We start from the raw sequence: 20,081 nt of genomic DNA, 5'->3' as shown, positions 1-20,081 counted from the left end.
CGCCAGGCCGTGCTGCGCGAACGGCGCGCCCTGCTGGCCCGCCTCCCTGCGCAGTCCGAGGCCGGCGAGCCCGGCGATGCGCTCGAGGTCCTGGGTTTCGAGGTGGCGGGTGAGCGCTACGCCATCGAGACGCGCTGGGTGGCGCAGGCGCTGGCCTTGCCGCCCCTGACCCAGTTGCCCGGCGTCCCGGCCCATGTGGCCGGCATCGCCGCCTTCCGTGGCCGGGTAGTGGCGGCGCTCGACCTGCGCTTGCTGCTGCAGGTGCCCCTGGCGCGGTTGACGGAACCAAGCGCCCTGGTGGTGCTGCAGGGCGCGGGCATGGAATTCGGCCTGCTGGCGGACACCGTGCTCGGGGTCGAACGCTACGGACGCGCGGCGCTGTCGCCCGGCGTCTCCGGCGGCGCGGCGACGCGCCGGGGCTATCTGCTGGGCGTGAGCCCGGACCGCACCGCGCTGCTGGACGGCGCCCGTCTGCTGGGCGATCCGGCGCTGGTGGTGGGTGCGCAGGCGCGCAGCCGAATGAACGAGGAGGAAACCCCATGATGTTACTGTCGAATTACAGCACCCGCGCCAAGCTGGTGGCCGGCCTCGGGCTGCTGGTCGCCCTCCTGGCCGGCGCCAGTGCGCTCACCTGGCACGCCACCGGGCTGCTGAAGAAGTCCCAGCGCGCCCTGTTCGAGGACGACCTGGCGGCCGCGCTCGATGTCACCAGCCTGCGCAACGAATTGAACCGTGAGCGGGTCACGATGTTGTCGCTGGTGGTCGCCGAGCCCGCCGCGCAAGCCGCGCTGCTGGAGCGGATCGCCGCGGTGCGCCCGCGCGTGGCGGCGATCCAGGCACGCCTGCACGAGCGCGCCGCGCGCGATCCGCGCCTGGCGCGCTCGCTGGCGCAGCTGGATCCCGTGATGCGCGCCTATACCTCGCTGCGCGATACGCGCGCGATGCCGGTCCTGCGCGAGGGCCGTCGCGCCGAGGCGGGCGCGCTGATCGCCGGGCCGCTGCAAGAGCGCTACGATCCGCTGCGCGATATCGCCGAACGCATCAACGCCGAGCAGTTCGAGCAGGCCACCGCCCGCATGCGCGAGGCTGACGCGGTGGTCGAGCGCGCCCGCACGACGCTGGGCGCCTGCAACCTGGCGGCGCTGGCCGTGGCCGCCGGCCTGGTGTTATGGCTCGACCGCGCCCTGGCCGCACCCTTGCGCGAAGCGACGGCGCTGGCCGAGCGCATCGCCACCGGCGATCTGTCGGTGGCGGTGCCGCCGCCCGCCGGGCGCGACGAGGTCGGCCAGCTGCTGGGCGCCCTCGGCCGCATGGTGCAGTCGTGGCGCCACCTGATGGGCGAGACCAGCAGCGGCATCGCGACCCTGGGCGCCGCGTCCGGCGAGATCCTGGCCAGCACCATGCAGGGCGCCGCGGGCGCGGCCCAGACCGCGGCCGCGGTCAGCGAGACCACCGCCACCGTCGAAGAAGTCAAGCAGACCGCCGTGCTGGCGAGCCAGAAGTCGCGCATGGTGTCGGAAGCGGCGCGCGACGCCGCCGGCACCGCGCAGCGCGGGCGCCAGGCCATCGAGCATGGCATGCGCGGCATGGAAAGCGTGCAGGAGACCATGGACTCGATCGCCGGCACCATCGTGCGCCTGTCCGAGCGCAGCCAGGCGGTGTCGGACATCGTGGTGACGGTGGCCGGCCTGGCCGACCAGTCCAATCTGCTGGCGGTGAATGCGGCGATCGAGGCGGCCAAGGCGGGCGAGCAGGGCAAGGGCTTCGCGGTGGTGGCCCAGGAAGTGCGGGCGCTGGCCGAACAGTCGCGCCAGGCCACGCGCCAGGTGCGCGAGATCCTGGGAGAGATCCAGAAATCGATCGGCACGGCCGTGCTGACCACCGAGCAGGGATCGAAGACCGTGGCCGAGGGCGTGGCGCGGACCAGCGAAGCCGGCGCGGCGATCCAGACCCTGGCCGAAAGCATCTCGGGGGCTGCGGAGGCGGCGGCCCAGATCGCGGCCTCCAGCCAGCAGCAGCTGGCCGGCATGGACCAGGTGGCGCTGGCGATGGAAAACATCCGCCAGGTCAGCGCCGAAAATGCCGCGGCCTCGCGCCAGTCGGAGCAGGCGGCCCACAACCTGCATGAGCTGGGCCGGAAGCTGCGCGACGCGAGCGAACGTTTCAAGGTGTAGGAGCCGATGAGCGACCCCGCGGCCTTCCACCAGCGCCTGCTGGCCATCTTCGCCGACGAGGCGCAGGAGCATCTGCGCCGGATCGAGGCCAGCCTGGCCGCGCTCGAGCGGCGTGAGGCGCCGGCCCGGCGCGCGGCGCTGGAAGAGATGCTCAAGACCCTGCATACGCTCAAGGGAGCGGCCCGCGCGGTCGACCTCGACCATCTCGAGCGCCTGTGTCATGCGCTGGAAAGCCTGTGCACGGCGCTGGCCGCAAGCGCCGCCGCGCCCGGCACCGAGGAACTCGACCGCCTGCACCGCGCGCTGGCCCTGGCGCGCGAACTGGCCGCGGCAGGCGGCGGGCGTGCGCGCAACCAGGCCGAGATCCTGTGCCGGGAGCTGGACCAGGCCGCGCAAGGCCTGCACGCCGCGCCTTCCGAGGACATGGAAGCGGCGCCGCCCCCGCAGGCGGCGCCGCCTGTTCCCATGGCCGAACCGTCCGGCGACCCCGAGCCCGCGCGCGGCGAGGAACTGGTCATGGTGCGGGTGCGCGCAGCCCAGATCGACGCCATCCGCACCGAGACCGAAGCCTTGCTGGCCTCTGAACTGGCGCTGCTGCACCAGGCCGGGGAATTGCGCCGGCTGGCGCGCGAACTCGGCGCAGGCGCATCGCATGCCGCGGTCCAGTTGCGCTGCGAGCGCCTGGCCCAGGACCTGGCCGCCAGCTGCACTGGCCTGGCGATCACCCGCAAGCGCCTGATGGGTGCCGTGCTGGAGACCGCGCTCGAGCCTTTCGGCAGTGCCCTCGGCGAACTGCCCTCGCTGGTGCGCAAGCTGGCGCGCAGCCGCGGCCGCGAAGCCGCCTTCGACAGCGCGGGCGCCGATATCCAGGTCGACCGGCGCGTGCTGGCGGTGCTGCGCGAGGTACTGATTCACCTGGTGACCAATGCGGTCGACCACGGCATCGAGGCGCCGGCGCAGCGGCGCGCCGCCGGCAAGCCCGATGCCGGCCACTTGCGGGTAGTGGCCAGCCAGCCGGATGCGCGCCACGTGCTGGTGCGGGTCGAGGACGACGGCGCGGGCATGGACGCCGAGGCCGTGGCGCGGGCGGCGGCGCGCGCAGGCGTGGCGGCGGACCTGGAAGGGCTGGACGAAGCCGGGCGCCTGGCCCTGGCCTTGCGCGCGGGCGTCTCGACCCGCGCCGAGCTCAGCGAAGTGTCCGGACGCGGCCTGGGGCTTGCGGTGGTGGCCGACAAGGTGGCCCAGCTGGGCGGCACGGTGCGCATCGAAAGCCGGCCGGGCGCCGGCTGCGCGTTCGAGCTGCTGCTGCCGGTCAGCCTGGCCAGCCTGCGCGCCCTGGTGGTCGAGGTGGCCGGCCGGCGCTTCGCCGTGCCCCTGGGTGCGCTGGACACGGTAAGGGCGGTGCCGGCGGGGTCGGTGCGGACGGTGGAAGGCCGCGAGACCGTGGCGCTGGACGGCCGGGTCCTGCCCCTGGTGCGCCTGGCCAGCCTGTGCGGCGCGCCGCAACCCGAGACGGCACTGGCGACCGGCGTGGCCCTGCTGGCCGGGGCGCGCTACGGCCGCTTCGCGCTGCTGGTCGATGCGATCGTGTCGGAACAGGACGTGCTGCCGCGCGGCCTGGGCCCGCTGCTGCAGCGCGTGCGCTGCTTCAGCGGCGCCACCCAGCTGGGCGACGGCAGCCTGGTGCCGGTACTGGCTCTGGACGACCTGGGGGCGCTGGCCCAAGGGGCGCCCGGTCCCGCGCCGCCAGCGGGCCCGGACGCGGCGCCGGGCACGGGACAGGACGGGGGGAAGCGCGTGCTGGTGGCCGAGGATTCGGTCACCTCGCGCCTGCTGCTCAAGCATATCCTGGAAGGCGCGGGCTACCGGGTCGACGCGGCCGCGGACGGCATGGAAGCCCTGTCGCGCCTGCGCCAGGGGCGCTACGACGCGGTGGTGTCGGACGTCGAGATGCCGCATCTGGACGGCATCGGCCTGACCGCCGGCATCCGCCAGGACCCGCGAACGGCCGACCTGCCGGTGATCCTGGTGACCTCGCTGCAGACGCCGGCCGAGCGCGAGCGCGGGCTGCACGCCGGCGCCGACGCCTACCTGACCAAGGGCAGCTTCGACCAGGACCAGCTGCTGGCCCTGCTGGGGAGGATGACATGATCCGGGTGCTGGTGGTCGACGATTCGCCTTCCGTGCGCGAGCTGCTGGCCTACATCCTGGGCGGCGACCCCGCGATCCGGGTGGTCGGCTGCGCCGCCGACGGCGAGGAGGGCGTGGCCATGGCGGTGCGCCTGCGGCCGGACGTGGTCACCATGGACCTGCACATGCCGAACATGGACGGCTACGAAGCCACGCGCCAGATCATGCAGGCCTGCCCGGCGCCTGTGGTGGTGGTCAGCGGCAGCGAGAACCCGGAGGAGGTCGGCGCCAGCTTCCGCGCGATCGAGGCCGGCGCCCTGGTGCTGGTGCGCCGTCCCTACGGCCTCGCGCATCCCGAGCACGCGGCCAGCGCGGCGGCGCTGCTGCGCACCGTGAAATCGATGGCCGAGGTAAGGGTGGTGCGGCGCTGGGCCGGCACGCGGACGGGGCGCCAGCCGGCGCGCTCCCCCGCGCAGCCGGGCTACCGCCTGGCCGTGATGGGCGCCTCGACCGGCGGCCCGGCGGTGTTGCGCGACATCCTGGCCCAGCTGGGCGAGGGCTTTCCGCTGCCGGTGCTCATCGTCCAGCACATGGCGGCCGGCTTCACCGCCGGCCTGGCCGAATGGCTGGGCGCCGCGAGCGGCTTCCCGGTGCGCATCGCGGCGCACGACGAGCTTCTCGCGCCGGGCGCCGCCTACCTGGCGCCCGACGGCGCACATCTCGGCGTGACACAGGGAAGGGCGGCGGGACTGCAGGCGCGCCTGTCGGCCGAGGCGCCGGAGCACGGCATGCGTCCCGCCGTGTCGCGGCTGTTCCGCTCGCTGCCGCCGGAACTGCGTCCAGCCAGCATCGCGGTGCTGCTGACCGGGATGGGGAAGGATGGGGCGCTGGAACTCAGGCAACTGCGCGAAGATGGGGCGGTGACCATCGTCCAGAACCGCGACAGCGCGGCCGTATACGGGATGCCGGGCGAAGCGGTGCGGCTGGACGCCGCCACCCTGGTGCTCGATCCGGTACGCATCGGCAAGGCGATCCACGCGATCGCGCACAACCCGGGGAGCGGCCTGTCGGTCCTCGGACTTTCGACACCGTAGCAATGCAACACTGACGAGAAGCACAGCGAGCCATGAACAAGAATAACGACTATCGACCCGACTATCGGCCGGACTACCATCCGGCCCCGGCCCGGCTGGTGGAGATCCTGATCGTCGAGGACAGCGTCACCCAGGCGGAACAGCTGGCGCACCTGCTGGCGCGCGAGGGCGGCTACCAGGTGCGGGTGGCGGTCAACGGTCTCGAAGGCCTGGCGGCGGCGCGTCAGCGCGCCCCGACCCTGATCGTCAGCGACATCTCGATGCCGGAGATGGATGGCTTCGCCATGTGCCGCGAAGTCAAGCAGGACCCGCGCCTGCGCGACATCCCGGTGATCCTGCTCACCTCGCTGACCAGCCTGTACGACGTGATTCGGGGCCTCGACAGCGGCGCCGACAACTTCATCCGCAAGCCCTTCGATTCGCGCTACCTGCTCGGCCGGATCCGCTTCATCCTGGCGAACCGCGCGCTGCGCAGCAACGAGCGGGTGCAGCTCGGAATGCAGGTGAACCTGGGCGGCCAGACCCACTTCATCACGGCCGAGCGCCAGCAGATCTTCGACCTCCTGATCTCGACCTACGAGGAAGCGATCCAGATGACCGAGGAACTGAAGCAGCAGAAGCAGCGCATCGCGCGCTCCTACCAGTCGCTCGAAGGCCTGTATAAGATCGCCGAGGCGCTCAACCCGGCCCTGACCGAACGCACGGTGGCCGACAGCGCGCTCGAGCGGGTCCTGGACTTCCCGGGCGTGGCCGGCGGCTGCCTGGCCCTGCTCGACAACGGGCGCCTGCGGGTAGCAGCGGTGAGCGACGCGGACGGGCCGATCGACGCCGGCGTCCTGCTGGAATGCGGTTGCGCGCGCATGCTGATGACGGGAGAGCTGCGCCAGCCGGAGCTGCGCCACGAGTGCGAAGCCCTGGGCGGCACGCACGCTTGCGTGCCGCTGAGCGCCGGCGGCCGCCACCTCGGCCTGCTGCACCTGGCGACCACCCCGGAGGCCTTGAGCGCGGACGATATGCAGGTGCTGGGGACGGTGGGCAACCAGATCGCGATCGCGATCGAGCGCGCCCACCTGTACGCCAACATGGAAGCCCTGGTGCACGAACGCACGGCGGCCCTGCAGAGCGAGCGCAACCTGCTGTCGACCGTGATGGCCACCACCGGCGCGCTGGTGGTGCTGTGCGCGCCCGACGGGCGCATCGCGCTGTTCAACCGCTCCTGCGAGGAAACCTTCGGCTGGACCGCGGCCGAGGCGCTGGGCCGCCCGGTGTGGGACGTGCTCACCCTGCGCGACGATGAAACGGCGGTGCGCCGCTTCTGGCACGACCTGCCGCTGGACGAAATGCCGCGCCAGATCCAGGGCGAATGGCTGGCCCGGGACGGCGCGGTGCGCTCGGTGATCTGGTCGACCGCGCCGATCCGCAACGGCGCCGGCGAGATCGAGGGCGTGCTCAGCACCGGCATGGACGTGACCGAGCTGCGCGGGGTGGAAGACCGCCTGCGCTACCTGAGCAACTACGATTCCCTGACCGGCCTGCCGAATCGCGCGCTGCTGCGTGACCGCGTGTTCCAGCTGCAGGAACAGACCCGCGCCGACGGTCATGCGATGGGCTTCCTGGTGATCGGACTGGAGCGCCTCGCCCTGGTGCGGCAGACCCTGGGCGACCGCGCCGAGCGCGCCCTGCTGGCGGACGCCGCGCGCCGCCTGTCCTCGCTGTCGGCCGGCGACACGGTGGCGCGCTATGCCGAAAGCACCTTCGCGCTGGCGGCGCGGCGCGGCGCGGTGGACGAGCTAGGCGTGCTGGCGCGCCAGGTACTCGAGTGCCTGGGACGGCCCTTCGCGTGGGAAGGCGAGGAATTGCACCTCGACCCGCGCATCGGCATCGCCGTGTTCCCGACCGACGGCGACAGCTACGACGCGCTGGCGCAGGGCGCGGAAAGCGCCCTGGCGCGGGTCGACGCGGGCGGCGAGCGCTATACCTTCTTCCGGCCGGAGTTCAACGAGGGCGCCGAAGCCCGCTTCCGCCTCGAGAACGCGCTGCGGCGCGCCATCGAGCGCGAGGAATTCCTGCTCCACTACCAGCCCCAGGTCGACCTCAAGAGCGGCGCCATCGTCGGGGTCGAGGCGCTGGTGCGCTGGCGCCATCCGGAGCGCGGCATGGTGTCGCCCGCCGTGTTCATCGACCTGGCCGAGGAGACCGGGCTGATCCTGCCGCTCGGGGAATGGGTACTGCGCCGCGCCTGCCAGCAGTGCCGCGCCTGGCAGGATGCCGGCCTGGACGTGGTGCCGGTCTCGGTGAACCTGTCGGCGCGCCAGTTTTCGGAGCAGATCCCGGAGACGGTGCGGCGCATCCTCGACGAGACCAGGCTCGAACCGCGCCTGCTGGAACTGGAACTGACCGAAAGCGCGTCGATGAAGGACCCGCAGAAGACCTTCGCCATCCTGCGGCAGCTCAAGGACATGGGCGTGCGCCTGGCGATCGACGACTTCGGCACCGGCTACTCGAACCTGAACTACCTGAAGCGATTCCCGGTCGACAAGCTCAAGCTCGACCAGTCCTTCGTGCGCGACATCGTGTCCGATCCGGACGACCTGTCGATCTCGCGCGCGGTGATCGCGATGGGCCACGGCCTGCGCCTGACCGTGATCGCGGAAGGCGTCGAGAGCCAGGGCCAGCTGTCGCTCCTGGCCGACAATGGCTGCGACGAAATGCAGGGCTACCTGTTCAGCCGTCCGGTCCCGGCCGAGGAGTGCGAAGCCCTGATGCGCGAAGGCGCCTCGCTCCAGCGTGCGCAGCTGCAGCGCGCGCCGTATGCGCGCACGGTGCTGGTGGTGGACGACGACGCCAGCCTGCAGGCGGAAGTGCGGCGGGCGCTGCGCCACCAGGGCGCCAGCGTGCTGTCCGCCACCAATGCCGCCGAGGCCTTCGAAATCCTGGCGACCACCGAGGTCGGCGTGATCATGTGCGACCGGAGCCTGGCCGGGGACGAGGGGGCGGCCTTCCTGTCGCGGGTGCGCCAGCTGCACCCGGCGGTCACGCGCGTGGTCCTGTCGGGGGAGGCCGAGCGGCAGCCGGTGACCGACGCGGTGAATCACGGCGCCGTCTCCAGCTTCCTGACCAGGCCCTGGGACGACGAGGAGCTCGACCTGGCGCTGAAGGAGGGCTTCGCGGAATTCGAGCGCAAGCGGCTGGCGCGCACCGGGCAGGACTAGTGTCTACCGAGGTGCCGACGCCAGACCCGTAGGGGGGACGGCTTTCCCGTCCACCCTACAGTGCTCGTACCCGCTCAGGTTCCCGTATACGCAATTTTGAACGTGAACAGCGCCGCGATCACCCACACCACCGGCCTGACTTCGCGCATGCGCCCGGTCAGCAGCTTGAGGGCCGCATAGGTGATGAAGCCGAAGGCGATGCCCTCGGCGATCGAGAAGGTGAAGGGCATCACCAGGGCGGTGACGGCGGCCGGGATGCTTTCCGTGCTGTCGCCCCATTCCACGTCGCCGAGATCGGCCAGCATCAGGCAGGCCACGAACAGCAGCGCCGGGGTGGTGGCGTAGGCCGGGACCACGCCGGCCAGCGGCGCGATGAACAGGCAGGCCAGGAACAGCCCGGCCACCGTCAGCGCGGTCAGGCCGGTGCGCCCGCCGGCCTGGACGCCGGACGCGCTTTCCAGGTAGGCGGTGGTGCTCGAGGTGCCCAGGATGCTGCCGGCGACGATGGCGCCGCTGTCGGCCAGCAGGGCCTTGTTGAGCCGGTCCATCTTGCCCTCGACCAGCAGGCCGGCGCGGCGCGCCACCCCCATCAGGGTGCCGGTGGCGTCGAACAGCTCCACCAGGAAGAACACCAGCACCACGTTCAGGATGCCCACCGACAGGGCGCCGGCGATGTCGAGCTTGAACAGGGTCGGTGCGATCGAGGGCGGCAGCGAGAAGATGCCCTTGAAGGTGTTCCCGCCGAAGAAGAAACTCAGCACCGTCACCAGCACGATGCCGATCAGGATCGCGCCGCGCACCTTCAGGCGGTCGAGGGCGACGATGACCAGGAAGCCGCCGATCGCCATCAGGGCTTCCGGTTTGTGCAGGTCGCCGGCCTTGACCAGGGTCGCTTCGTTGGGCACCACGATGCCGGCGTTCTTGAGGGCGATCAGGGCCAGGAACATGCCCAGGCCGACCGTGATCGCGACCCGCATCGAGCGCGGGATGCCGTCCACGATCATGCCGCGCAGGCCGAGCAGCGAGACCAGGATGAACAGGCAGCCCGAGATGAACACAGCGCCCAGCGCGGCCGGCCAGGCGATGCCCATGCCCAGCACCACGGCGTAGGCGAAATAGGCGTTCAGGCCCATGCCGGGCGCCATCGCGATCGGGTAGTTGGCGTACAGGCCCATGACGGCGGTGCCGAGCGCCGCCACCAGGCAGGTGGCGACGAACACCGCTTCCTTCGGCATGCCGGCGTCGCCCAGGATCGACGGGTTGACGAAGATGATGTAGACCATGGTGAGGAAAGTGGTCAGGCCGGCCAGCACTTCGGTGCGGACATCGGTGCCGTTTTCCCTGAGTTTGAAGAGTTTCTCGAGCATGTGAGCTTCCCGGGTTGTGGGCGGGGCCGCGCCGGCCGCGCCCGGGTCTTGTGGTTTTGCCGGAAGCATAACACCGCGCCAGCCCATCCGTCGCGGGCCCGCCGGACCGCTCGTGTTCGCGGTAGCCCGGGCGATGCGTTACCATGGGGGCCTTGACCATTCCACACGCCACGCACCACACCATGCCAAAGAATAAGCGTCCCGCCCCGCGCAAGTCGAACAACGTCCGCGAACCGGATACCTCGGCCCAGGCGCAGGAACTGGCCGACCTGGCCCTCGAGATCGCCGAGCGCGAGGAAGTGCCGGGTTTCGCCCCTGACGACGAGCGCGAGGAAGAACTGGCCGCGGCGGTGCGCAAAGCGGTCCGCAAAGGGGCACGCAAAGGCGGCGACGAGGTGCTGTACGAGGCGATCGAACTGGCCCGCTACACCGATCCGCTGGCCTGCCGCATCCTGCGCGCGCGCATCGAGGAAGAGGCCGCGACCTGGCGCCTGCGCCGCGAGGACGGCCCGGAATACGAGATCGACGCCTTCCTGGTGCCCCTGTTCGTGCGCAGCACGGGCGGCCTGGCGCCCCGGGAGGTGTTCCAGGACGACGAAGCCTTCGCCCAGCTGTCCGGCAGCTTCCAGGCGGCCGGCCTGGACAGCCCCTCGGCCAGGGTGGTGCTGATCCGCCATGCCTACGACCTGGCCGAGATCGACCATGTCAGCTACAGCGCGCTGCACGAGATGCTGCGCGAGGCGGCTAGCTCGCTGCTCGAGAAGAAACTGCAGCCGGCGCCGACCATCGAGGCCAGCATCCGCGGCTGGACCGGGGAGCCGGTGGCGCCCGACGAAACCGCGATGGAACTGCGTTTCCTGCTCGGCTTCTCGCTCAAGCGCGCCGACGACCCGTTCTACCGGGTGCCGAAGGACGAGGAGGGCGCCGACGCCTATTTCGCGCGCCGCATGGAACGCTACCGCGACTGGACGGCGGACGTGGCCCCGCTGGTGCGGCGCTGCCTGGGCCGCGACCCCGAGCGCCTGAGCGTCGACTTCCTCTACCAGGACCTGTTCTTCGGCGCCAAGGAGGGCGCGGTGGCGGAGCTCGGCCTGCTGTCCCTGCTGTCCGAGGTCAGGCGCACCCTGGCGGCCAAGGACCTGGAAGCGGACCAGGTCCATGCGGCGGTGGCGCCGCTCGACATGGGCGAGCACATCGTCCTGCGCGCCAACCTGTACGCGCTCGACGGCGGCCTGCCCTGGGGCAGCGTGGAGAAACCGGTGGACCTCGCGGCCGACCTGGGCGCCGAAATCGACGAGATGTGCGATGCCTTGCTGTCGATCGGACTGGAAGGCGTCTCGGTGGCCGCCGGCTTCAGCGAAGACGGCCATGCCGAGGGCGCCGAACCGTATCGCGCCGCCGGCGCGGCCTGAGGCGCCGCCCCTTTTCCTCCTCCCTCGGGCGGGCCTGAAATACGGTGCCCGCCTCATCTCCCTCCTGTAATCTCCGTCTCCGCATCCGGGAACCGTGCTTTCCACGGTTCTCCCCATGGCGCGCGATCAAAAGTTTTACCGGTGTCCCTAGCTGGATTTCCTGTGTCGATGTAGGAGCCTCCCTACATGAGGCGACTCAGCCGCAGCCCTCTCCTAGGGGAGAGGCGGGAAGTACCCGCATTGCACAGTTCCTGTTGGCAATGTTGCAATGCATAAATGAAAACATTAAAAAATTTACATGTTACGATTCCGGGGTCCGGCCAGGTTCAACCAGCCTGTCTAACCCGGCAATGGAGAGAGAGAACCGGTCCGGGAATCATTGCCAACAACTATAGCGCCAGCAAGGCGAAAGGAAATCAACATGCCGACCCTGATCGTGTTTTGCCACCTGCGCTGGGATTTCGTGTTCCAGCGCCCCCAGCACCTGATGACTCGCCTGGCGGAACACTACAACATCCTCTTCGTCGAAGAGCCGGTGTACAGCGAGGGCCAGGCACACCTGCAGAAAACGGCGGTCGCGCCGAACGTCACGGTGTGCCGCCCGCATACCGCGATCCATGCGCCGGGCTTCCACGACGACCAGATTCCGACCCTGCAGGCCCTGCTGGCCGACCTGGTGCCGGACGGCGAGCAGCCCGTGGTCTGGTTCTACACGCCGATGGCCCTGCCTCTGCTGCAAGGCCTGCACCCGTCCAAGGTCATCTACGATTGCATGGACGAGCTGGCCGCGTTCAAGAACGCGCCCAAGCAGCTGCTGCAGCGCGAAAGCGCGCTGCTGAACATCGCCGACCTGGTCTTCACCGGCGGCCCCAGCCTGTACCAGTCCAAGCGCGACCGCCACGCGAACGCCCACTGCTTCTCGAGCAGCGTCGACGCCAAGCACTTCCGCCAGGCCCAGGACCGCGATATCTCGCATCCCGACCAGGCCCATATCCCGCATCCGCGCCTGGGCTTCTACGGCGTGATCGACGAACGCTTCGACACCGAGCTGGTGCGCGCCATGGCGGCCGCCCATCCGGAATGGCAGATCGTGCTGGTCGGCCCGGTGGTCAAGATCGACCCGGCCCACCTGCCGCAGGCCGCGAACATCCACTACATGGGCCAGCGCAACTACCCGGACCTGCCGAAGTTCCTGGCCGGCTGGGACCTCTGCCTGCTGCCCTTCGCACTCAACGAGTCCACCAAGTTCATCAGCCCGACCAAGGTGCTGGAATACATGGCGGCCGAGCTGCCCTCGGTATCGACCCCGATCACCGACGTCAAGGTGCCTTACGGCGACGTCGTGGCGATCGCCGAGGGCGCCGGGAACTACATCGCCGCCTGCGAACGCATGCTGGCCATGACCGAAGGCGACAAGCTGAAGATGGCCAAGCGCATGCGCGAGGTGGTCGCCGGCACGTCCTGGGACCGCACCGCCGGCCGCATGCACGAGCTGATCGAGAACGTCGTCCCGGGCAACAAGGCCCAGCGCCTGTCGGCGGCGAACCCGGAGGCGCTGCCCGCCACGGTCAACCCGCTGCCGGTGGCCAAGAGCGCCAAGTCCTCGTACCGCAACATCGTGATCGGCAGCGGCCCGACCGGCTTGTCGGCCGCCTACCACCTGAGCGCCGACACCCTGGTGCTGGAACGGAACGCGACCGTGGGCGGCTGGTGCCGTTCGATCCAGGACAAGGGCTTCACCTTCGACTATGCCGGCCACATCATGTTCTCGAACGACCCCTACGTGCTCAAGATGTACGAGGTGCTGCTCGGCGATAACGTGCACTGGCAGAACCGCGAGGCCTGGGTCTACAGCAAGAACGTGTTCACCCGCTATCCCTTCCAGGGCGCGCTCTACGGCCTGCCGCCGAAAGTCATCACCGAATGCGTGATGGGCGCGATCGAGGCCCGCTACGGCGCCCACGACGACGACCAGCAGCAGGCCGCCGCCATCGACGACTGCTGCGCCGACGGCACCCTGGACGCCTGCAATACCGACAAGTCGGTCAAGGGCGAGGTCAAGAACTTCGAACAGTTCATCAACAAGGTGTGGGGCAAGGGCATTGCCAAGCATTTCGCCATTCCCTACAACAAGAAGATCTGGACCGTGCCCCTGGCGGAGATGGAGACCTCGTGGCTGGGTGGACGGGTGCCGCTGCCGAACCTGGAAGAGATCATCCAGGGCGCGCTGGAGCCGGTCGCCAAGCCGATGGGCCCGAACGCGCGCTTCGGCTATCCGCTCAAGGGCGGCTTCCAGGCCCTGATGAACGGTTTCCTGCCCCATATCAAGGGCAAGATCGAGACCAATGCCGACGTGGTCCAGGTGCTGCCGCGCGAGCACGTGGTGGCGCTGGCTGACGGCCGCCGCTTCCGCTACGACCAGCTGGTGTCGACCATGCCGCTGCCGGAACTGATCCGTGTGATCGGCGACCAGGCGCCCGAAGAAGTACGCGCCGCCGCCAAGGGCCTGCGCCACGTCTCGATCCGCTGCGTGAACATCGGCATCGACCGCCCGAACGCGACCGACAAGCACTGGATCTACTACCCGGAAGACACCATCTTCCACCGCATCTTCGTGCAGGGCAACGCCAGCCCGGAATGCAATCCGCCGGGCGGCTTCGGCTTCACCTGCGAGATCTCGTACTCGCCGCACAAGCCGCTGCCGCTGGAGGGCGAGGCCCTGATCCAGCGGGCGATCGAGGACTGCCGCAAGGTGGGCATGATCCAGGAGGGCGACACCGTGCTGTGCGCCAACCAGGTCGACATGCCGATCGCCTACGTGCTGTACGACCACCAGCGCGCGCAGAACGTCGCGACCTGCAAGAACTGGCTCAAGCAGTTCGACATCACCCTGGCTGGCCGTTACAGCGAGTGGGAGTACTACAACTCGGACCACGCCCTCCTGGCCGGCAAGAAGGCCGCGGAGGCGATCGGGGGCGGGGTGCAGGAGACCGAGGCAGCGCTGCGCACTGTCGGAGGTCAGGCGGAGTAACCAGGGAGCGGCGCCCAGCGCCTGCTGTCAGTGGAAACCGCGGGCTTGTCCCGCGGTTTTTTCGTTAACGGTGCCGGTTGGTGTAGGGCTGCGCTGATAACTCGGGTCCCCGCGAAGGCGCACTGCTGTCCGGAATAATCGCTATCGCTGCATTAGCAGGGTTTTGTTAGCAAAACTGGCAACGTCACTAATATCGCGGACCAACTTACAGCCATTATCACGTCGTTCCGGGACTAAGCGTCCCCTTGGCCGGAACCTAAGTGCATAGCTGGACATTAGCGTTCCTTGTGGCCGCACATGCAAGCTTGGGTTCCGGCCTCCGCCCACTGCTTTCCGGGATAATTTCACCTAGCTTGAAAATCGTCGTACGCGCCACTGGCGCCTACGACTTCAGGCGAAGGCCGGAACCCAAGTCCGTTGCTGGCCATTAGCGTTCGTTGCGGCCACTCATGCAAACTTAGGTTCCGGCCGAGGGGGGCGCCGAGTCCCGGAACGACGAGCAAGTGGCTGAAAGTTAGCCATGGTGTAATTTACACTGCTGGTATTGCAAACAAAAAACCTGCTAATGCAGAGATAGCGATTATCCCGGACAGCAGTGCGCGAAGGCGGGGACCCAAGCTCGCAGTCAAACGCGCACGCCCACGCAAAAGACCGGCAGCCGCGCCATGCAAGCGCGCCACTGCCGGTCCGGCCGTCCCATGCGAGGATGACGGGTAGTGCTCAGCGATTACCGTCCTGGCTGCCGCCGCCGCGGCTGCCGCCGCTGCCGCTCTGGCGGTTGCCATCGTTCTTGTGGCTCATGCGTCCGGCCTCGCGCGCCTCCTGCGAGTTGAACTCATGGGCGTTGCCCGAGGCGTGGGCCGCGCGGCCGCCCTGCGCGGCGATCTCGCGCTGGCGCTGCGGGTCCATCGAGGCGAAGCCGCGGCCGCCGCCCGAGGCGCTCTGGCTGCTGCCCTGGCCGCTGCGTTGGCTGCTGCCTGCGTTGCCACCGGCCGACGCGGCTTCGTGTTGCTGCTTGTCCTTCGCGCCGCCACCGCGTTTGCCGCTGCCCTGCTTGTGAGATGCCATGCTAGCCTCCTGGTCCGATGCCACGGTTGCTGGGATGCCTGCGCCGGCGGCGGTCCGAGGGCAGCGCGCAGGGAGGCATGACTTCATCGTAGGCCACGCAAGCGCCGGCCGGAATAGGAGAGGGCAGCCGCCCCCTGTAGGAAGAGTCCGGCTAACTGATGCATATTCTCCAGCCAAATCAATGCCTTAGATCACTGCTTCGCGCCACTGCATGGGGCAGCCAGCCGCCTGCCGGATCGCTCGGCTCGGCCACCCGGATCACCGTCAGCGGGTGGGCGAACTGGATGCGCTCGCGCTCGAACTCGCGGTAGATCTGGAGCAGGATCGCCTGCTGGGCATCCATGTGCAGGATGTAGTCGGGACTCTTGAAGTGGTAGACCACCTCGAAGTCCAGCGACCACTCTCCGTAGCGGAAGAAGTGGGTGCGCTCGAAATCCACGTCGGTGCGCGCCGTGACGATGGCGCGCACCAATTCCGGTATGCGCGCCATCTGGGCCTCGCTGGTGCCGTAGGCCACGCGCAGGATGAAGGCCACGCGGCGCGACAGCATGCGCTTGTGGTTGTGGATGCGGCTCTTGAGCAGGTCGCTGTTCGAGAACACGATCTGCTCTCCGCCCAGGCCGCGCAGGCGGGTGGTCTTGAGGCCGATGTACTCGACCGCGCCGAGGGCGTCGCCGACGATGATGAAGTCGCCGATCTCGAAGGGCTTGTCGAGCATGATCGAGAGCGAGGCGAACAGGTCGCCCAGGATGTTCTGGGTGGCCAGGGCCACGGCGATGCCGCCGATGCCCAGGCTGGCGACCAGGGTGGTGATGTTGAAACCGAAGTTATCCAACATCATCAGGAAGGCCACCGTCCACACCACCAGGCGCATCATGAAGATCACGATGGTGCTCGAGGCCTTGCGCGCCCCGTCGCCGTGGCCGGCCAGGAACTGGTTGCGCCAGGCGCGCAGGCCCGAGTCGCCCCACACGGCAAACTGCAGGATCAGCGCGGCGACCGCGCAGCGCGAGACGATCAGACGGTAGTTGTCGGGCAGGACCAGGAACATGCTGCCCAGGTAGACGCCGATCGCGAGCAGGAAGACCAGGTAGGTCTTGGCCAGCATCTTGGTGACGAAATCGTCGATGCGGGTGGCGGTGCGCCGCGACAGCTCGTGCATCCTGCGCAGCGCGTAGCTGCGCACCACGTACATCGCGGCGGTGCTTCCCATGGTGACGCCAAGGGCGGTCATCCAGTCTTCCAGCGCATTACCCGGCAACAGAAAATCCATGCAGTACTCCTCGCAAGCCAGAACCATCCAAGGCGCTAGTGTGCGGTCCGGGCCGCGCGGGGCGCGCACAATTGACAGGCGTGTTCGCCGGCCGATACATTGAACGTTTGCATCGCTCCACTTCATGGCATGTCGAAATTCACGGTTTCCTGCGGCACCCTGGTCGTCAATCCGCGGCGTGAGCTGCTGCTCTGCCACGTCACCGACACCCCCAAGTGGGACATCCCCAAGGGCATCCGCGATCCCGGCGAAACCGAACTGGAAGCGGCCGTGCGCGAGCTGCGCGAGGAGGCCGGGCTGGCCTTCGATCCCGCGCTGTTCCAGGACCTGGGCCCCTTCGAGTACCGGCGCGACAAGCGCCTGCATCTCTACCTGGTGCGCTCGGGGCCCGAACTCGACAACCTGGACCACCTGCACTGCAGCAGCTACTTTCCGCACCACGCGACCGGCGCGCCGACGCTGGAGATGGACGGCTACCGCTGGGCCGTGCGCGAGGAGTTGCGCGCCCTGTGCTGGCCGCGCATGGCCGAGGTGCTGCTCGGCATAGACTGGTAGAAGGCGCTCAGTCCTGGACCCGCGCCAGTACCTCCTGGATCGCCTCCAGGGTGGCCGGCTTGGTCAGGTGCATGTCGAAGCCCGCCGCCGCCGTGCGTGCGCGGTCCGCTTCGCCGCCCCAGCCGGTCAGCGCGACCAGCTTGATGCCGGCGTGGCGCGCTTCGCTGCGAATCGCCGTCGCCACCTCGTAGCCGGACAGGCCCGGCATGCCCAGGTCGAGGAAGACCACCTGCGGCGCCAGGCCGGGAAGCATGCGCAGGGCCTGGTGGCCGTCGTTCGCCACCGGCGCGCTGTGGCCCAGCAGCTCGAGCAGGGCGGACAGGGTCTCGGCCGCGTCGCGGTTGTCGTCCACCACCAGCACGATCAGGCCCTCGCGCCCGGCGCGGGTCGGCTCTGCCTCAGCGGGGTCGCTGGCCGGCGGCGTGCCGGCCGATTCGGCATGCAGCGGCAGGCGCACCGTGAACACGCTGCCGGCATTGGTGCCGGCGCTGGCGGCGCGTACGCTGCCGCCGTGCAGCTCCACCAGGCTGCGCACCAGCGACAGGCCGATCCCGAGGCCGCCCGCACCGGGGTGCTGTCCCTGGCCGACCTGGGTGAATACCTTGAACACGTCTTCCAGCGATTCCGGGGCGATCCCGATGCCGTTGTCGGACACGGCGATCACGGCCTGGTCGCCGTCGCGCTCGGCGGCCAGCACGATGCGTCCGCCGCGCGGCGTGTAGCGTGCCGCGTTGTTGAGCAGGTTGCTGACCACCTGGGTCAGACGGGTGGGATCCGCGTCGAGCAGCAGCGGCTCGGCGGGCATGCGCACGTCGAGATAATGGCGGGCGGCCTCGATCTGGGGCATGCTGGTGTCGATCGCGTTCGAGAGCACCGCGGCCAGGTCGACCCGCTCGCGTTTGAGCTCCACCTGGCCGCGCGTGATGCGCGCCACGTCCAGCAGGTCGTCGACCAGGTGCACCAGGTGTCCCAGCTGGCGGTCCATGATGTCGTGCACGCGCCTCACGGCCTGGGCATCCTCCGGGGCGCGGCGGATGAACTGCAGGCCACTGCGGATCGGCGCCAGCGGGTTGCGCAGCTCGTGCGCGAGGGTGGCCAGGAATTCCGTCTTCAGGCGGTTCGCCTCGGACAGGTCCGAGGCCATCTTGCGCAGCGCGTCTTCGGAACGGCGCCGCTCGGTAATGTCGGTGAACAGGATGGCGACGCGGCGCCATTCCGCCGGGCCGAGGCGGGTGGCGTAGACGTCGTACCAGCGCCCGAGTTCGCGCGCCTCGTTCACGAAGCGCACCGGCTCGCCGCTCTCGGCCACGCGGCCGTAGATCTCGAACCAGTGCGGCTCGTGGCGGGGCGCGAGCTGGCGCATGGTGCGGCCGACCGCGTCGCGCAGGCCGGTATGCTTGACGAAGGCCGGGTTCGCTTCCAGGAAGCGGTAGTCGGCCGGCTGGCCCTTGCTGTCGTATAGCATCTCGATCACGCACAGGCCTTCGTCGATCGACTCGAACAGGGTGCGGTAGCGCTCCTCGGTCACCCTCAGCTGCTGCTCGGCCTCGATCTGGCGGGTGGCGTCGATCACCACGCCGCGGATGCGCGACGCACCGCCGCGCGGGTCGGTGTCGGCATGGCCGCGCGCGATGGCCCAGCGCCAGGCGCCGCCGGGAAGCCGGATGCGGAAGGTGGCGTCGTAACCGCCGCCGCGGCTTGCCGCTTCGGCCAGGCGCGACTGGATTAACGGCACGTCGTCCGGATGCAGGGCCGCCAGGTAGGCCGCCAGCGGCGCGCCCTCGGCCAGCGCCGGATCGATTCCGAACAGGGCAGCCATGCGGGTATCGGCGCTGACCCGGTCGGCAGCGATATCCCAGCTCCACACCGCCAGCTCGGCGGCGGCGATGATGGTCTCGAGACGCGCGCGGGTATCCATCAGGTCGGATTCGGCGCGCTGACGCTCGGCCATGCTGCGGAAGGCGTCGATGTAGAAGCGCGCCTTGGCCTTCAGGATGGCGGGCGAGAGCGGGGCATGCAGCACCGCGATGGCGCCGGCCTCGTACAGGGCCTCGACCGGCGGCGAATCGGACGCAAAATCGGACGCGGAGCGCGGCGCGGGCAGGCCGAGCGCCACGATCGGCGTGTGCACGGAGCGCAGGTTTGCGCGCATCAGGCGGATCGTGTTGAGCAACATCGCCGTGTCGCCCGCATACCCGGTCAGGATCAGCGCGAAGTCATGGTTCCTGGCCTGGACCAGCCCCTCGGCGGCCGTCTGGACGCGCACGATCGCCTGTCCGAGTTCCTTGGACACCTGCAGCACCACCGGATCCACCACAGGCAGGTTGCAGATCAAGAGGACGGTAGGGTGGACGCCGGCGCTCAGCATCCGGGTCCTTCGATCGGGGTGCACGCGCGTGCGCAAACTGGCGGGCGGGGACGGGCTTCGGTCATGTAGGCGTTGGTGGCGCCGGCCCTTGCGGACCGGCACCGAAGTAATGGTCTCTTCGACAATCTAAGCGGGCGCCCCCGCGCTGTCAACGTCTCTTTTCCGCCACCCGCGCCGCATGGCGCCGGTGGCCGGTGCGCCCCCGATCATGCTTTGCCGGTAGTATCTTTTCGCGTCCAGGGAAGCAATGATTTATTCTGGCGCGCAGGGATCGGTCACGAAAAATGTGCCCGGCAAGGCCTCGCCGGCCGCGCATGAACCGGAGCGATACCCCTTGGTATCGCGAGGATTTGCAACGCCGCCGGATGCGTTTTCTCGTGGCCGAGGACGCCGCCAT

At 69.4% G+C, this 20,081-nt stretch carries 12 protein-coding genes; 8 read left to right on the top strand and 4 right to left on the bottom strand.

Annotated elements, in window-relative coordinates; translation table 11 throughout:
- The 5 genes from V7778_RS21680 to V7778_RS21660 form a co-directional block, all read left to right on the top strand.
- Positions 1-543, top strand: a 543-nt coding sequence (locus V7778_RS21680; RefSeq protein ID WP_335559077.1) for a chemotaxis protein CheW, incomplete at its 5' end; no start/stop codon positions are given.
- A complete protein-coding gene (locus V7778_RS21675) occupies positions 540-2,174 on the top strand; it encodes a methyl-accepting chemotaxis protein (RefSeq protein WP_335559075.1) in 1,635 nt (544 codons plus the stop codon). The genes V7778_RS21680 and V7778_RS21675, both read left to right, overlap by 4 nt.
- A 6-nt stretch (positions 2,175-2,180) precedes the next feature.
- Positions 2,181-4,325 carry a hybrid sensor histidine kinase/response regulator gene (locus V7778_RS21670; protein WP_335559073.1) on the top strand — a complete coding sequence of 715 codons (2,145 nt, stop codon included), beginning with the start codon at positions 2,181-2,183 and terminating at the stop codon, positions 4,323-4,325.
- A complete protein-coding gene (gene cheB, locus V7778_RS21665; RefSeq protein ID WP_335559071.1) occupies positions 4,322-5,398 on the top strand; it encodes a chemotaxis-specific protein-glutamate methyltransferase CheB in 1,077 nt (358 codons plus the stop codon). The genes V7778_RS21670 and cheB overlap by 4 nt, the downstream gene beginning before the upstream one ends.
- Positions 5,399-5,430: 32 nt before the next feature.
- A complete protein-coding gene (locus V7778_RS21660; RefSeq protein ID WP_335559069.1) occupies positions 5,431-8,610 on the top strand; it encodes an EAL domain-containing protein in 3,180 nt (1,059 codons plus the stop codon).
- Between the two features lie 74 nt (positions 8,611-8,684).
- On the opposite strand, the gene V7778_RS21655 is transcribed toward V7778_RS21660, so the two are convergent.
- On the bottom strand, positions 8,685-9,977 hold the full coding sequence (locus tag V7778_RS21655) for an NCS2 family permease (RefSeq protein WP_335559068.1): 1,293 nt from the start codon (positions 9,975-9,977) through the stop codon (positions 8,685-8,687).
- A gap of 182 nt (positions 9,978-10,159) precedes the next feature.
- On the opposite strand from V7778_RS21655, the gene V7778_RS21650 reads away from it, so the two are divergent.
- Together V7778_RS21650 and V7778_RS21645 are read left to right on the top strand one after the other, a co-directional pair.
- Positions 10,160-11,389: a hypothetical protein gene (locus V7778_RS21650; RefSeq protein ID WP_335559066.1), complete on the top strand. Its 1,230-nt coding sequence runs from the start codon at positions 10,160-10,162 to the stop codon at positions 11,387-11,389.
- 421 nt (positions 11,390-11,810) lie between these two features.
- Positions 11,811-14,420 carry an FAD-dependent oxidoreductase gene (locus V7778_RS21645; RefSeq protein WP_335559064.1) on the top strand — a complete coding sequence of 870 codons (2,610 nt, stop codon included), beginning with the start codon at positions 11,811-11,813 and terminating at the stop codon, positions 14,418-14,420.
- A gap of 720 nt (positions 14,421-15,140) precedes the next feature.
- Here the strand turns inward: V7778_RS21645 and V7778_RS21640 are convergent.
- A complete protein-coding gene (locus V7778_RS21640) occupies positions 15,141-15,488 on the bottom strand; it encodes a KGG domain-containing protein (protein ID WP_335559063.1) in 348 nt (115 codons plus the stop codon).
- A 178-nt stretch (positions 15,489-15,666) separates the two neighbouring features.
- Entirely contained in the window at positions 15,667-16,761 is a 1,095-nt protein-coding gene (locus tag V7778_RS21635; RefSeq protein WP_335559061.1) for a mechanosensitive ion channel family protein, read from the bottom strand.
- A gap of 129 nt (positions 16,762-16,890) precedes the next feature.
- Between V7778_RS21635 and V7778_RS21630 the strand changes: the two genes are divergently transcribed.
- Positions 16,891-17,316 carry an NUDIX hydrolase gene (locus tag V7778_RS21630; protein WP_335559059.1) on the top strand — a complete coding sequence of 142 codons (426 nt, stop codon included), beginning with the start codon at positions 16,891-16,893 and terminating at the stop codon, positions 17,314-17,316.
- Positions 17,317-17,323: 7 nt separating this feature from the next.
- Here the strand turns inward: V7778_RS21630 and V7778_RS21625 are convergent, their stop codons facing one another.
- A complete protein-coding gene (locus V7778_RS21625) occupies positions 17,324-19,684 on the bottom strand; it encodes an ATP-binding protein (protein ID WP_335559057.1) in 2,361 nt (786 codons plus the stop codon).
- Positions 19,685-20,081 lie beyond the last annotated feature (397 nt).

This window comes from Massilia sp. DD77 (assembly GCF_036961685.1).
In the GTDB taxonomy this organism is placed as follows: domain Bacteria; phylum Pseudomonadota; class Gammaproteobacteria; order Burkholderiales; family Burkholderiaceae_D; genus Telluria.
The sequence above is the reverse complement of the archived record's forward strand: the minus strand, read 5'-3'. Positions and strand labels throughout refer to the sequence as shown.

Bases quoted from the DNA above. Each gene is read 5' to 3' on its own strand.
- V7778_RS21675 (WP_335559075.1), top strand. From the start codon at position 540: ATGATGTTACTGTCGAATTACAGCACCCGCGCCAAGCTGGTGGCCGGC.
- V7778_RS21670 (WP_335559073.1), top strand. From the start codon at position 2,181: ATGAGCGACCCCGCGGCCTTCCACCAGCGCCTGCTGGCCATCTTCGCC.
- cheB (WP_335559071.1), top strand. From the start codon at position 4,322: ATGATCCGGGTGCTGGTGGTCGACGATTCGCCTTCCGTGCGCGAGCTG.
- V7778_RS21660 (WP_335559069.1), top strand. From the start codon at position 5,431: ATGAACAAGAATAACGACTATCGACCCGACTATCGGCCGGACTACCAT.
- V7778_RS21655 (WP_335559068.1), bottom strand. From the start codon at position 9,977: ATGCTCGAGAAACTCTTCAAACTCAGGGAAAACGGCACCGATGTCCGC.
- V7778_RS21650 (WP_335559066.1), top strand. From the start codon at position 10,160: ATGCCAAAGAATAAGCGTCCCGCCCCGCGCAAGTCGAACAACGTCCGC.
- V7778_RS21645 (WP_335559064.1), top strand. From the start codon at position 11,811: ATGCCGACCCTGATCGTGTTTTGCCACCTGCGCTGGGATTTCGTGTTC.
- V7778_RS21640 (WP_335559063.1), bottom strand. From the start codon at position 15,488: ATGGCATCTCACAAGCAGGGCAGCGGCAAACGCGGTGGCGGCGCGAAG.
- V7778_RS21635 (WP_335559061.1), bottom strand. From the start codon at position 16,761: ATGGATTTTCTGTTGCCGGGTAATGCGCTGGAAGACTGGATGACCGCC.
- V7778_RS21630 (WP_335559059.1), top strand. From the start codon at position 16,891: ATGTCGAAATTCACGGTTTCCTGCGGCACCCTGGTCGTCAATCCGCGG.
- V7778_RS21625 (WP_335559057.1), bottom strand. From the start codon at position 19,684: ATGCTGAGCGCCGGCGTCCACCCTACCGTCCTCTTGATCTGCAACCTG.